The organism is Alistipes onderdonkii (assembly GCF_025145285.1).
Classification (GTDB): domain Bacteria; phylum Bacteroidota; class Bacteroidia; order Bacteroidales; family Rikenellaceae; genus Alistipes; species Alistipes onderdonkii.
Window position 1 is genome coordinate 594621 of record NZ_CP102251.1, and the last position, 14023, is coordinate 608643.

General features: G+C 49.3%; 10 protein-coding genes. 1 reads left to right on the forward strand and 9 read right to left on the reverse strand.

What is annotated here, in order from left to right; translation table 11 throughout:
• Window positions 1–14: 14 nt before the first annotated feature.
• The 9 genes from NQ559_RS02470 to NQ559_RS02510 form a co-directional block, all read right to left on the reverse strand.
• Complete coding sequence (locus NQ559_RS02470) at window positions 15–635, reverse strand: RteC domain-containing protein (RefSeq protein ID WP_018695065.1); 621 nt, start codon at window positions 633–635, stop codon at window positions 15–17.
• A 98-nt stretch (window positions 636–733) separates the two neighbouring features.
• On the reverse strand, window positions 734–1342 hold the full coding sequence (locus tag NQ559_RS02475) for a hypothetical protein (RefSeq protein WP_154653994.1): 609 nt from the start codon (window positions 1340–1342) through the stop codon (window positions 734–736).
• A 777-nt stretch (window positions 1343–2119) separates the two neighbouring features.
• Window positions 2120–3163 carry a glycosyl hydrolase family 18 protein gene (locus tag NQ559_RS02480; RefSeq protein ID WP_169342428.1) on the reverse strand — a complete coding sequence of 348 codons (1044 nt, stop codon included), beginning with the start codon at window positions 3161–3163 and terminating at the stop codon, window positions 2120–2122.
• Window positions 3164–3227: 64 nt separating this feature from the next.
• Complete coding sequence (locus NQ559_RS02485) at window positions 3228–4838, reverse strand: BT_3987 domain-containing protein (protein WP_018695062.1); 1611 nt, start codon at window positions 4836–4838, stop codon at window positions 3228–3230.
• 15 nt (window positions 4839–4853) lie between these two features.
• Window positions 4854–6167: a DUF1735 and LamG domain-containing protein gene (locus tag NQ559_RS02490; protein ID WP_018695061.1), complete on the reverse strand. Its 1314-nt coding sequence runs from the start codon at window positions 6165–6167 to the stop codon at window positions 4854–4856.
• A 9-nt stretch (window positions 6168–6176) separates the two neighbouring features.
• On the reverse strand, window positions 6177–7130 hold the full coding sequence (locus NQ559_RS02495; protein ID WP_026318220.1) for a glycoside hydrolase family 18: 954 nt from the start codon (window positions 7128–7130) through the stop codon (window positions 6177–6179).
• A gap of 6 nt (window positions 7131–7136) precedes the next feature.
• Complete coding sequence (locus NQ559_RS02500; protein WP_195622772.1) at window positions 7137–8711, reverse strand: RagB/SusD family nutrient uptake outer membrane protein; 1575 nt, start codon at window positions 8709–8711, stop codon at window positions 7137–7139.
• A 12-nt stretch (window positions 8712–8723) separates the two neighbouring features.
• On the reverse strand, window positions 8724–12050 hold the full coding sequence (locus NQ559_RS02505; RefSeq protein ID WP_026318219.1) for a TonB-dependent receptor: 3327 nt from the start codon (window positions 12048–12050) through the stop codon (window positions 8724–8726).
• Window positions 12051–12230: 180 nt separating this feature from the next.
• Window positions 12231–13199, reverse strand: coding sequence for a FecR family protein (locus NQ559_RS02510; RefSeq protein ID WP_018695057.1), 969 nt, complete (start codon window positions 13197–13199; stop codon window positions 12231–12233).
• Window positions 13200–13395: 196 nt separating this feature from the next.
• On the opposite strand from NQ559_RS02510, the gene NQ559_RS02515 reads away from it, so the two are divergent.
• Entirely contained in the window at window positions 13396–13971 is a 576-nt protein-coding gene (locus NQ559_RS02515) for an RNA polymerase sigma-70 factor (protein ID WP_033395153.1), read from the forward strand.
• The last annotated feature ends 52 nt before the right edge of the window (window positions 13972–14023 follow it).

The following is a 14023-nucleotide window of genomic DNA, read 5'->3' on the forward strand; positions in this document are numbered from 1 at the left end:
ATTGGGCATTCCAGCTATCGCTGGCTATAGGCAATCAGATTGTTGCGCAGGAAATCCAGAAAACGGGTCAGGCGCAGCTTACGGTTGACGACGGCATGGCGACACTGTTCCGGATTGTTGATACGGACGTTGAAAGTTCCGGAAAGCACATCGACAAGTGTCGCCAGATCGATCCGTGTGCCGTCGATGCGGCGTATGGCTCCGGAGAGTTGCAGAGCCGTAGCAAGTTCCATGATATCCGTAGGCGTGAATTGCTCGGAGAGGAACAGCGGCGATTTGGGGACTTCGGCCGACACCGGATCGGCGATGGACGGATAGCGAAGCCGGGTGAAAATCAGGCGGATCTCAAAATTCGTCAGTTGGATGGCGGATTTCAGCAGCGAGGCTTGCAGCGAGTGCTTATCGCAGATGCAATTCTTCAGTCGGCATAGCCGGGCGTCGGCGCGAATCAGTCGATGCAGAATTTCGAGCGGCGATTTCCGCAAATCCTGCGACAAGGCCTGCAATGCGTCGATGTAATCTTCATGGGCAGCATCGAACGCCTTGCGTTCCGAATCTGTCAGCCGTCGGTCGGGCGAGGTCGTGAGCAGCCTGATAAGCAGGCTTTCTTCGAGTTCAGATGTAGTTTGTGCCATAATAATATTTGGATTTCGGAGGTAAAGATGGGTGTTTTTCCGATGCCGATTTACATACGTAGACAGCTACGTAGTCATAAAAAATCGCCGAAAATAGTTTACTCATTCTCATCGTCGTTCAGGGTATGGAATATTACTTCTGTAAACTTCGTGCGATCTTTTTTGCGTTCGAGAACACGGCGTTTGATGTCGCCCGGATTTCCGAGTTTGACATTCAGAAATTGTTCGAAAAGCTGAATAACCAGATAAAACGGAGCTTCGCGACCGTCGGACAAGATAATAGGTCTTGGACTCATCAGATCGAAACTGCAAAGAATCTCCGACAGGTCGACAGCATGGTATTTTTTAGACCAATGGAGCGGCGACTGAGGTGCAGGCTCAGAGATAAAATACTGCGGATGTTCAAGGCGATAATACAACAAATCCGTTTCCGTCCGGATGAACTCAATAGCTTGATTTATAAACCGGGATAGATAATGCGGCGGCGGAGTGTCCCGTTCGGAAACCCGGCGAAGAAGGGAGCGGAATTGAACCTGCGTATAGTTCAAAGTCCTCAATGCCGATAGAGCATCCGTATCGTCGCAGATGGTCGTAGTCTGTTGTGCGAAATCGTGAAAGTAGTTTCGTAATCTGTTTTCCGAAACGGCCTTCCGAGTCAGCGACTTTAACAAAGCCCGATATAAGGATGTGCGTAACAATCTATCCATCTGTATTTGTATTTTTGACGGCTGGATGGCTTGACTATTGCATGAGGAATTATCTGCGGCAAACAAAACGACCTATTTTCATCTTATTTATGTGACTGAGTGATGTTTATTGTAAAAAATATACTGGGATTTCTTCGGAATTTATTTTTTATATGTATCTTTGTACTGCTATCCGTTGAAAACGGGCAGCATTTGCTGCAGAGTAAACGTGGAAATTTACAGTAAGCGGCAGATTCATAGTCCCGCGCCCGCAATGGGCGAGGTATTTTTTCAGAAGCAACGACCTTAACGGGCGTGGGCTTTGTGTTATTGCTTACGGGTTTTCCACGACCTACTCTGCGTAATGCATCGCCCCGCCCGTTATTTTCCGGATAGCACAATTTTAATTTGAAGAATTATGCTATCTTTGCAGAAATATTATATTAATTACCGGAATCTTCTTGTATAATCAATAGAATTCTATAATTTCTCTTTGGCCGCAAAATTGATAAACATAAAAGATAAGTTGTAAGTGATTGAAAAAGACCATAGCAGGCACTTGCTACATATACATTATTTGCGATATCAATTTTGTGAAACCCCGTATATTCTGAAAAGAGTTTACGGGGTTATTTCCTTGTATATTTTGTTTTAAGGCTGTTTTAATGGTGTTCGAATGCCTTAATAGCATTCACATATGGGCACAAAAAGCCCGCACACCGGTTCCAGAATGGTGTGCGGGTTGCAAACGCCATAGCAGACATTTGCTACATATACAGAATACGCACCGTTCTGAACTTATTGCACATCAGCATACGTAATCGTTGTACCAGGGCCACCCGTAGACCAATCCTTGGCATAACCGCTTGCGGGAGAGCTGGCACGGCTGACTGTAAGACCGATGCCTTCGCCAATCTTCTGAATCGCTGCAAGAGGGTCACGATTAGTTTGGACACGCAAGTCGTAGGTCATGATCGCACCCATACCATCCGTTTTCGATTGTGCCGACCGATTCTTGATCTGGTTAAGAGTAATTGCATTATAACTCTGATTCAGGTTAATCGCCTGTGCAGACCATTTAGCATTGGTCCACGGAGAAGATGGCGATACATAAACATTGGGACCGAAATAAGCATACCATCCGTAGTCACAAGCGGCAACAGCAGCCGAGGACAACGACGATGCATAGCCGATGTAGAATACGGTAATCAGTTTGTGCTCATTGGGGAAACGTGCATCGAGTTTCTCGCGCAGTTTTAACACCAGACCGCTGAATGACCCGGATACTGACGAGGGGAAATTGGAGTTTTCGCCATACTTGGACCATTCGTCGTCGAAGTCGATGCCATCGAGCTGGTACTCTTCGACAGCCCAAGCCAGAATCTCTGCGAACTTCTCCTGATTGGCTTCCGTCAGGTTGCCGACTCCGACACCCTTGTGGTTGCCGAGGATGGAGAGCAGTACCTTGCCTCCGTCCTGACGGATCGGCTGCACGTACTTGTAATGGCCGGTCGTAGTCGATCCGGCGGACGGAACCAGTACTTCGGTTACATTGTCGTTCAGGTAAAGGCAGGGTTCACTGCCGTTGTCATTGATATTGGCCGCGAATACCTTCGTGATCTTGAAGAACGGGGTGTTGTCCGCATTGCGATACATCAGAACATTCAACGGATTGGTGTCGTTGACTTCGATGTAGGCCGTAGGAGCCGGAGTATCCCCGGCCGCACGTGTTACGATGGTTGCCGCAGCGTTATCCGCTTCCGGTTCAACGTCCTTGGTGCAGGACGAAATCAGAGTTGCCACTGCGAAGAGTGACGTCATAAACATAAATGATTTTTTCATAGTTGTAATAGTTTTGGTTGAAATTTTGATTATGGGTGCGAACCCTGCATATGTTTCTTTCTGTTTACCAATCTTTTGCGAATGTATCATAGTTTTTACTTCCTTGCCGATATATTCCGGGAATACGCATCATTACGTTATAGCCGTAAGGCGCTTCAAAATTCTCGTCATATGCAAGATACATATAGATATTGCCTATGACGTCAATGCAACCGCTTTCCGCATCCATGGCCTTTGGCAATGACAAATCATCGAAGACAATGATATCACTCTGTCGCTCTAAGTTCCACAATATGAGATTCATCGACCACAAATCCATATTCATGTCTATGTATAAGTCACTTCTGGTCGAATAATACGGCACATTGACATTTCCGTAGCGAGATTCCTCCAATCCGGCAAATGGTTTGCGGGAATACACTTGTTCGTAGGAGGTGAATTGATTATACGGATTAATGAATCTGATCGGTTCATTTTCAGAAACATAACCGTGCCAAGCATAGTCGATCAGTTCGCCGACGGCAATGCCATCTGTAAGGTTCGTGTCGTAAAACGATTCGGTAGGCTCTTCGTAATCGACCACGGTCAGCATCTTGTCGGGCAGGGCTGCGCGCAGAGCCCGGATCAGCTTGGGGTACGAAGCGGTATTAACCGCAGGCATTCCCTCCTTGCCATAGCCGGAACCGCGATCCCAGAGGTTTACGCCGTCGAGCCGGTAGGTCGTAATGAAGATTCTGACCTGTTCCGCGAAATCGGCGATCTGCGCATCGGTCATATTGCAGAACCCCAAACCACTGCCGCCGCCTTCGATGCAGACGCACACCTTCCGACCTTTATCCTGCATTTGGCGAATGTATTTGTCGGCATGTTCTACCGTATAACGCAAGTCGGAGGTCAGAGAAAAGAGCGCGCGCTTCGAGTCCGGGTCATAGCCGACCTGAGCTATCCGCAAATTGACGATATTCCCCAAAGAGGCCCTGTAGACCGATTCGAAAGTATTCATGTCCTGTTTTTCCCAGGCTACGTAGTCGGCATAATGCGCCTGCACCTCGCCAGTGTTGAGATAAAACACGGTTGTCCACTCGGTATCCAGTTCTATATTATGAAGGTCATCGCCATCCTGATAGATGTTCTCGTCGAATTCCCGGACAGTTACCCCGTAATAAAGCACATGCTGCTCGTTTTCGGAGATATTGACAACGACTGGCATCAGATAGATGCCCGGCGTCAATCCGTCGGATTCGATTGTCAAATCGAGTTTTTCCGAAACTCGTGTTCCTGCCGGAATCGTGATTTTACCGCCGTTAGCTAATTTGATATTGGCAACAGGCAACGGTTGCAGATTGGCCTTGTTGTCGGCATTGTAATCTGCTACCAGTGACGGGTTGGGTGTCGCTGTCAGCGTTAATGCTTGCGATGCCGCTTGATTGAGCCGGTAATAGATCTTATCGGAAACAGCATCTTCATTGCCTTCGGTAAGATGAATGGGCACTCGGTCTCGCAGCGATTTCGAACTGCGCAGCGTACCGGCAACCGTCTCCAGTGTTTCCTTATCGGGTTTTTGCCCTGTAGCGTAGGTGATTTCATCCGTACTACAGGACGTAACGAAAGCCGTTATCGCTACACATAACAGTCCGCCCCGGAGTAATTGGCTTATTATATTTTTCATTTTCATAATCGACATTTTAGATTACTCTTTATTGATTTGGGGAACTTCAATGCCGTTGGGCCAGTCAAGGTCTTTTTCAGCTACAGCGTCGTTGCCATTGCCGGTCCAGTCCTTGATGACGTTACCTTCGCCCTCGTCAAATTTCCAGTAGCCGATCAGGCCGGGAGTTTTGGGATCGACATCGTACATATTGTCCCAAATTTCCTGTTCGCTGCGGGCTACCGACCAGACACGCACTTCGGTAATATCGCCGTTGAGCTGGCGCGAGTCGTCATAAGACTTGCCGAGGAAGAACTGGCGGAAATTACTCCAGTCCTTGTAGTCCTTATACGTTTCCGGGTCTTGCAGGTAGAGATCGTAGAAGGCGCGCCCCGCAAGGTTGAACGGTGTCGAGGCCGAATTGCCGAGATCGGTGCCCCGGCTCTGGAGCTTGCCGTTGACGTAGATGCAGACTTCACGCGTAGCATAACTGTAGGTGGCAGCAATGTGGTACCACTCCCCGGGATTGAGCAGTTTCGTCTCGTCCTTCTTGGGGAATTTCCCGAAGCCCGGGGTCTGAGCTGCATCGCCCGAACCGTCGAACTGGATCTGCTGGCGCGGGAACGAAGCGTCGCCGATGCGCAGCAGCAGGTAGTTTTCGACACCCATGATCGTCGAAATCTCGGAATGCTTCGAAAAGTCGTCCACACGGATAATCGCCTCGTAGGTTACGGCCATCAGGTTGTTGAACAACATACTGCCCTCCGAAGCCTTGTCGAGCGTCGGGAAATTGATCCAGTTGTCGCGCAGCGAGGCCGCCGAGGTGATGGCCGAGGAGCGTTTCACCAGATAGTAGGCCGTCGCGGAGCTGTGCAGCTTCGCAACACCCCCGCCGACATCGGCAATCGTCACGGGCAGCAGGTAGGTCTGGTCGATGGGCAGTTCCTCGACCTCGCCCGAGCCGTCGAGATTTTTCAGTTTCAAGGTCACGGCATCCGAGATGGTCTTGCCGGCCGGAATCGTGAGTTCGGTCACCGATAGTTCATAATATTTCGCATCGAGCATCGTCCACGACGTATTGTGCCGGGCATTGTAGGTTTCGACCAGCGACGGATCGACTTCGACGCCGACGCTGACCGCCTGCGAGGCGGGATAGCTCAGCACGACGGAAAAGGTCTTCGGCAGATCGGGCAGCGTCTTCTTGAACGTCGTGACCTGTGTGTCGCTGTTCTCCGAAACATTGAGGTAGACCACATTGTCGAAAGGCGATTTATTATCGTATTCGTCGTTTTTACAGCCCGTGAAAGCTACAGCCAGCAGGGCCGCCGCTAAAAGATATGGATTGTTCCTTTTCATAGCTTTCGGTTATTTGGATGGGTTCAAGGTCTGTATTGCTTGCCGGGTAAGCGGATAGATAAACTCGGCACCGAAATAGTCTGCATTGACACTATAGATACAAAGACCGGCCAATGGCTGCGGTCCGATTTCGGGAATGCGTATTGTCAATGCAGAAATCGCATCCGCAGCACCCTTATCCTCATCCGTAAATTCGTATTCAGTCATGGCCCCGAGTAACAGTTTATTGCACGGAACGGCGCCGGCACTCAGAGCGCGAAGGACTTGTAACTTTAAGTCAGTAGCGTTGTCCGTCTCTTTTGTATCGAGTACGAAATAGTCGACCTTGCTCCGGTCTGCCGGGGTGAGGAACTGGGGATCGCCCTCGAAAAGCAGCAACAGCTCCTTGCCGGGACCGGCCACGGCGGCGAACTTCTCCATGAAGAGCGATGCCACGGCCTTCTGCGCCGCCTGTTCGGCATCGGATCCGAAAACGGGAATCCCCGAAAAAGAGAGTCCGTCGAGATCCAGTTCGCGGGTGCGGGCGACGACCTTATCCAAATAGGCGCCCAAAGCGGTCAAGTCCGTAAATTCGGCGCTGCGCGAAGCGTAATCGACAAAATAGACGGCGCGCGTCCCTTTTTCCTTGAGCACGGTGAGGTCTTCCCGGTCATATTCCGAAAAATTGTCGGCATTGGTCAGCGACACGACGTCCAGCGAGTCGGGAAGGCTGCGCAGGCAGTCCTTTTCGCTTGTGGCGACGGGTGCGCCGTTGGCGAAACTGGCGAAAACGAGCGTATGTTCGCTTTGTTTGTACTCCCGAAGTGCGGCTGTGTATTGCGCCCATAGTTCGGGATCCTGCTCGTCGGGACGCTGCGTTGTCTGGGTTACGCTTTCCGTCTCCGTCCAGTCGTTGCACGAAGCGAAGAAAAGTCCCATGAGAAGCATCGTTCCCCAGAGTGATAATCTATTTATTCTTTTCATAACGGCTTATTCTAAAGGTTTCACATCCCACCATACGCGCGTCCCGGCATTGTCCCGACCGTTGAGCATCGAAATAGCCTCCTGCAGATGGACGGGATTTTCGGTATACTCCTCCGAAGGATACGGGATACGGCGGGCTCCGTATTTTATATTCACCGTACCGGCACTCTTGTTTTCGACTGCAGGCAACAGCTTGGGATAGCCCGTGCGGCGATACTCCGACCACGCCTCGATACCCAGCGGGAAAATAGCGATCCACTTCTGGGTGATGATGCGTTCCAGGTTACGCTCCTTGACGGCATCCGTATCGCCCGCTTCCCACGGAATCGTAATCGTGCTGGCCGGGCTCTGTGTACTGTAATTATCCATCGGATCGATATATCTCAGAGGCGTACTGAGCGCATCGGCCAGATAGGTGTCGACACCGGTCGCTCCCCGCTCCTCGAACGACAGTTTGACGGCCTTTTCGTAGAGATCTTTGGCATCGCCCTGCATCGCCCAGCCGCGCAAGGCGCCTTCGGCGCGCAGGAACGTCACCTCCGCGGCATTCATCCATAGATAGGGCGTCTTGCTGTCCACGATCTGATTGGAATAGGTCGAAACCATCGCCGACTTGTTCGTCGGGTCGGTGCCGATGCGCATGCCGTAATAATCGGTTTTCTTGTTCCAGGTACCCTGGGTGAACATCACGGCGCGGCGCGGGTCCTTATAGCCGTTCATATAGCTGATGATGTCGGCGCCGACGCGGTGGTCGCCCCAGTCGTTGTAGATCAGCGCCACACGGTTTTCGGGAGCGTGCATATAGGCATTGTCCGCGTTGTCGAGAATCACGCCGTCCGCAACGGCCTCCTCGGCCTTCTTTTGGGCGATATCAGATTTCACATACGACAGGCGCATAGCCATTCTCAGTTTGAGCGAGTTGGCATATTTGATCCACTTTTTGATGTCGCCGTAATAAACATTATCCGACTTGCGGAACGCCTCTGCCGACATCTGCTCGTTGGCATGCAGGGCCGCAATTACGGCGTCCAGCTCCTCGAACATCTTCATATAAACGGTTTCCTGCGAATCGTAAGCGACCGTGAGCGACTCGGACGAATCCTCGATCACCTTCGAATAGGGAATCGGTCCGTAAGTGTCCGTCATGCGGTGCATGATCGCTATGCGGAATAACCGGGCAAGGGCTATGGCCGCTTCGTCCTCGGTGTTGTTCACAACGCCGCGAAAATAGGGATAGACTTCCTGCATGACGATTACGAAGGGCCATTTCAGCCAGTCGGCAGAGGGGTTGAAGGTCGAGAATTTCTCTTTCCACCCATCCGGTGTCTCCGCCATATAGCCGGCATAGGGGTTGCCGGTCAGCGATTCGTTGAACTGGTATCTGTGTTCCTGCACGGGAACGACCCAATTCTGCAATCCCCGAAGGTTCGTACTGATCTTGTAGTTCTCGCGCCCGAGTTCTTCGTCGGTCGCCTCCGACGGATTGCGGTTGATGGCGTCGAAATCGCTCATACATCCCCAGGCGCAGAACAGCACGGCCGAAAGCAGCAGGAATTGTGCTGTTTTTACTATCTGTTTCATACTGTTCATCGTTTAGAAAGTGAGTTTTACACTGAACCCGAAGTTGCGGAGCGAGGGCATCATGAAATAGTCGATTCCCTGGTAATTATTACCGGTCGTAGCAATCGCCTCGGGATCGAACGGCGCTTTGTTGTAGATCATCCACAGATTACGGCCGACAAAAGCAATGTTGATTTTGCAGACATCGCGGAACCATTTGCCCGGAAGCGTATAGCCCAGTGAAAGTTCCTGTAGGCGCACATTGGTCGCAGAATAGGTGTAGTACTGAGGGAGTCCGCTTTGCGAACTGATTGCAGCATACCACCGCTGGGGATCAATCATCTCCCGTCCGTTGATCAAGATACCTCCGGCATCACGCGCCGCAGCCGAAACCTCCGATACGCCGAACAGATCCATATTGGCCTGGGTTGCCGAATAGCAGATACCTCCGATGCGAGCCGTGAAGAGGAGCCCCAGATGCACACCCTTCCAATCGAAATCGTTGCGCCATGCCAAATTATAATCGGGGAAAACAGAGCCGAGATAGATATCCTCGCCAACGTCTGTCGTTATCAGGTTACCGTTGCGATCCACCTGCACGTACCCGTTCTCATCGTACTTGAGATTGGATGTCGTATACAGGTCGCCCAGTGTGCCGCCCTTCTTGATAATGTACTTTGCCTTACCGAGACCCTTGATCTCCAGACGGTCTTTCAGCGGTTCGCCGGTCAGCGGATCAGTCAGGCCGTCCATCAGTTCAGTGACTTCGTTCTTATTCCAAGAGAAGGTGAAGTTCGTATCCCAGGAAAAGCTGTTCCACCTATGGCCGTAACCCAGGCTCGCCTCGACACCCGTGTTGCGGACGTTCCCCGTCTGGACGTACATGCTCGAATAGCCCGACGAGGCGGATACCGTAGGCTGGAACGTCTGATTATTCGTATCGGCCCGATACCACGAGGCGGCCAGTCGCAAGTCGTTCCACAGCCGGGCGTCGATACCGACCTCCCAGGTTTTGGTACGCTCCGGGTAAAGCTGTTCGATCGGACGGAATGTCGTAGGCAGCCATTGCTGGTTCGTCTCGTCGTAAGGATAGGTTGGAGTGGTCAGGAATCGCGGGAAAGGAATACCTACCGATGAGAACGATGCACGCAACTTGAGGTAGGTAAATGCTTCGGGCATGTCGAAAGTCGCTGTCGGCAGCCAGGAGAGGCCCACCGAGGGATAGAAGAACGAACGCTGCGGTGATCCGGCCAGTTGTGAGGCCCAGTCGTTGCGACCCGTCACGGTCAGATAGAGCATCGATTTATAGCCCATCTCGACCGAGGCGAATATCGATTGTGTCTGCTCCTGCCAGCCGTATTTCTGGGCGCGGGATTTCTCCTTGTCCAAATCGAAAACGGTAAACATATTCGGGATACCGACCTCCCGAATCGGACCGCGATAGCTCAGCTCTTTACTCTTCGTGTCGTTGACGGACGCACCGACATTGGCAACCAATGAAAATTTGTTGTCAGCGAAGGTCTTGTTGATATTGACCATTACATCGGCATAGATCTGCTCATCGGTATTGCGAATTTCCGTATAATGCCCCTGTGTGCTACCTTCCGTGATCGTGGTATTCGATGAAGCGTAGAGTTTCTGCGTGAAGATCGAATTGGTATTGTCGATCTTGGCTCGTCCCGAAACATTCAGCCACGGCAGGATGTCGAAAGCAATCGACACGTTGGCCATATAGCGTTTTTTGTCCGTATTGCGGGGATTGCGATACGCAATCCAGTACGGGTTCTGCATGCGCAGATCACCGCCTTCGCCCTGTGGCCAATATTGCACGGCTATCTTGCGGGCAGGATCCCAGCGTTCGAAAATTTTCGCAGCTTCGAAGCTGTCGCCTCGTGGGAACAGATAAGCCGAAACCAGCGGGTTCGAATAGACCCCCTGATTGGTCATGTTCTGATCTTTCTGCACGATGTAGTTCGCACCTACGTCCACACGCAGGCGGTCTTTCAGAAAATGCGACGTATTTCGGAACGTGAAATTGTAGCGATCATAGAGGTTATTGGGTATGATACCTTCGGAATTAACCGATGCCGCGGAAAAGAACATCTGGTTCTTCTCGGTACCCCCAGAAAGTGTTACGGAGTTGGTCGTGACATAACCCGTCTCGAAAAAATCATCCGGCGTGTATCCAGTACGCGCCGCATCGGTCAACTTCTCGCCCCAGCTGTAGATCGGCGAACCCGAAGATTTCCCGTAGCTGCCCGTACCGTAGCGATTCTGGAATTTCGGCATCACGAAAGGTTTGAGAAAATCCGTGTGATTCGAATACGAGGCACTGAATGTTCCAGCCTGACCCTTCTTCGTCGTAATCATAATGGCTCCGTTCGCGGCACTCGAACCATAGAGGGCCGCTGCGGAAGCTCCGGTCAGGACCGACATCGATTCGATATCCTCGGGGTTCAGGTCGGCAATAGCTTCCGTAGCGCCGCGAGAACCGAATTCCGTATCGCCGCCGTTGCTCACGTTATACATCGGAATACCGTCGATCACATAAAGGGCGTTGGACGACTGCGTGATCGACTTGTTACCGCGCATGACAACCTTGGAGGCGCCGCCGACACCCGACGACGAGGTGTTGATCGTGATACCGGCGACCTTACCGGACAGGGCGTTGATGAAATTGGCATCCTTCACATCGGTAATGGCGCTCGATTTCACCTGCTGCACATTGTAGCTCAAGGCTTTTTCCTGACGCTTAATACCAAGAGCAGTAACAACCACCTGCTCGATTTCGGCAGCGGATTCTTTAAGCGTAATGTTAAATACAGTACGGCTGCCAACAGCCACCACCACAGGCTCGTAGCCCAAAAAATTAATTTCCAGTTGGGCTGTTGCGGTGGGGGGGGGTACCTGAAGCGAGAAGGAACCGTCTGCGCCAGTGCTGGTTCCCACAGCCGTACCTTTGACGATGACGGAAGCTCCGACAACAGGCTGTTTGTTCTGATCCAGCACAGTACCTGATACCGTTACCGGTTTTTGGATCGGCTTTTTTTTCAGAACGATGTTCGAGCCGCTGATTTGATAGCTTACATCGGAGCCTTTTACCATTTGGATTAAGGCTTCCTGCAAGGGCTGGTTTACAACATTGACACTGACTGAGCGGGTGACATCTACGTCATCGTCAATGGCAAAAAGATAGCGTGTCTGCTTCTCTATTTCGGTCATAACCAGCTTCATCCGCACGTCCTTCAACTGAATGGTTACGCGAATATTTTGTGCGTATACACTTGTAAAAGGGGTGCATAGACAAGAAAGAACCAAAAGAGTAGGCAGCCAGATTTGCTGAATAATCTTTTTATTCATACATTTGTAAATTAAGGTTCAAGGTTAGAGATCGGTTAGTATTTCTGATTGGACCGTGCCTATGAGTGCTTCCTTCACTCATAGGTTTTTTATATCAGAAACAAAAAGTAAAGATGTCTTGGTTTCTATCTCATAGGCAAATTTTTTTATTATTAGATAAACATTTACAAAGGATTACATTTATTCTATTCGAATAATATTTTCAATTTCGTCGTAGGTATATGTAAAGTCCGAGGCCATTTGAAGCAGTTGCATAGCGTGGTTTATTCCATCTGAAACTCGAATCTTGCAACTCTGATATTTGATGACAGGCAACTCTGGTCGCTTGATAACAATTTTCACGTCATAGTATTTTTCCAACTTTTCCACGATCTGATCAAAAGGCATTTTGTTGAGCGTGATGATGCCTTCCGGCCACCGATATTCATCCGGATCTTCGATCGGAACTATCTGTAAGTGTCCATTTTTGAGATTTACGACTGAATTTTCGTCCATCAATACCGATTCGTCGCTTAAATGGCTTAATACCGCAACCTTACCTCTGAACAATGCTGTGGAAAACAGGTTTTTTGCCTCGTCAGCAATGACATTGAAATGGGTTCCCAATACTTTTACATCGCAAGCAAAAGTTTCCACAATGAATGGACGGTCTGTATCTGGCTCTACATCGAACATTGCTTCGCCATATAGTTGTATTCGCCGTTCTTTTCCTACAAATATCGAAGGATATACGATTCGACTGCCGGAATTGAGATCAATGACAGAACCATCATTCAGTGTAACTCGAATTTGTTTTCCTGAAGGGGCTTCAATCGTAGTTATTTGATTTGTCCATTCACTGACTCGATGAGTGAAAAGCATGTAATTTATAACAAAGCCGATTGCCAACACCGCAGCTATCTTGCTTGTAAATCGAATAATCTTTGACAAAGTTAATAGCCGAATTGGGCTGACCTTACCCTGAGCAGGTGATTCGAAAGTTGTGTACATTACTCCCAATACATATATATCATGAGCTTTCTTCATCACTTTTTGATGTTCGTCAGGATTATCGTCCATCCATGCCTTAAGTAGAGCGGTTTCTTCTTCGGTAAGTTGACCGGCGAAGAACCGAAATAACATGGCATCTGTAATTTGAGTCTGTGTCATTTTTTTATTTGCTTCTATATATAAGCCACAACTCAACCACTTTCCCCCTAAATTGTATTCATTTTTCGCAAATAAATATTTTTAATATATTATGGAAAATATTTATAATTGCAATGCATTGTATATTAGAGCATTAAATGAATGCTGCTTAATATGCGATTATCTCGAATAATTTAGTTATCTTTGTGTATCTGATATGACAATGGACACTACGGCGTTATCACATCAAATGTTCGATCAGTTATTTCGGCAAAATAAGCGACAATTATTCATTGTCGCTTTCAGTTATGTTCGGGATGAAGATGTCGCGCAGGATATTGTAAACGACAGTTTTATGTCCATATGGGAGCGTCGGGAGAGTATAGAGCCCACCAATCTGAAAGCCTATCTTTTCCGTGTTGTTAGAAATAATTGCCTTCATTATCGCCGGGACCAACAAATCGGGAGAGCGGTCTGTGAAAAGATCCGTCAAAAAGAAGCCGGTTTGATGGAGTATTACACGCGGACGATTGAAAGCTGCGATCCCAATGAATTGTTTACAACTGAAATTCTTACAATTTACAAAGAGCAAGTAGAGCAAATGCCGGATATAACCAAGCAGGTGTTTACTCTTAAAACAGAAGGTAGAAGTTATAAAGAGATTGCTGATATTCTGCACATCAGCATAAAAAAGGTCGATAAAGAGTTGCAAAAAGCCACAGCTAAGTTACGTGAGTCTCTTAAAGACTACTTGTCGGTTTTAGTTGTATTTTTTACTCTTCTCGAAAAATAAGTTCCTTAATCTATCAAACATTAAGTACTTTATTTTAGTCTTAGATATTTCG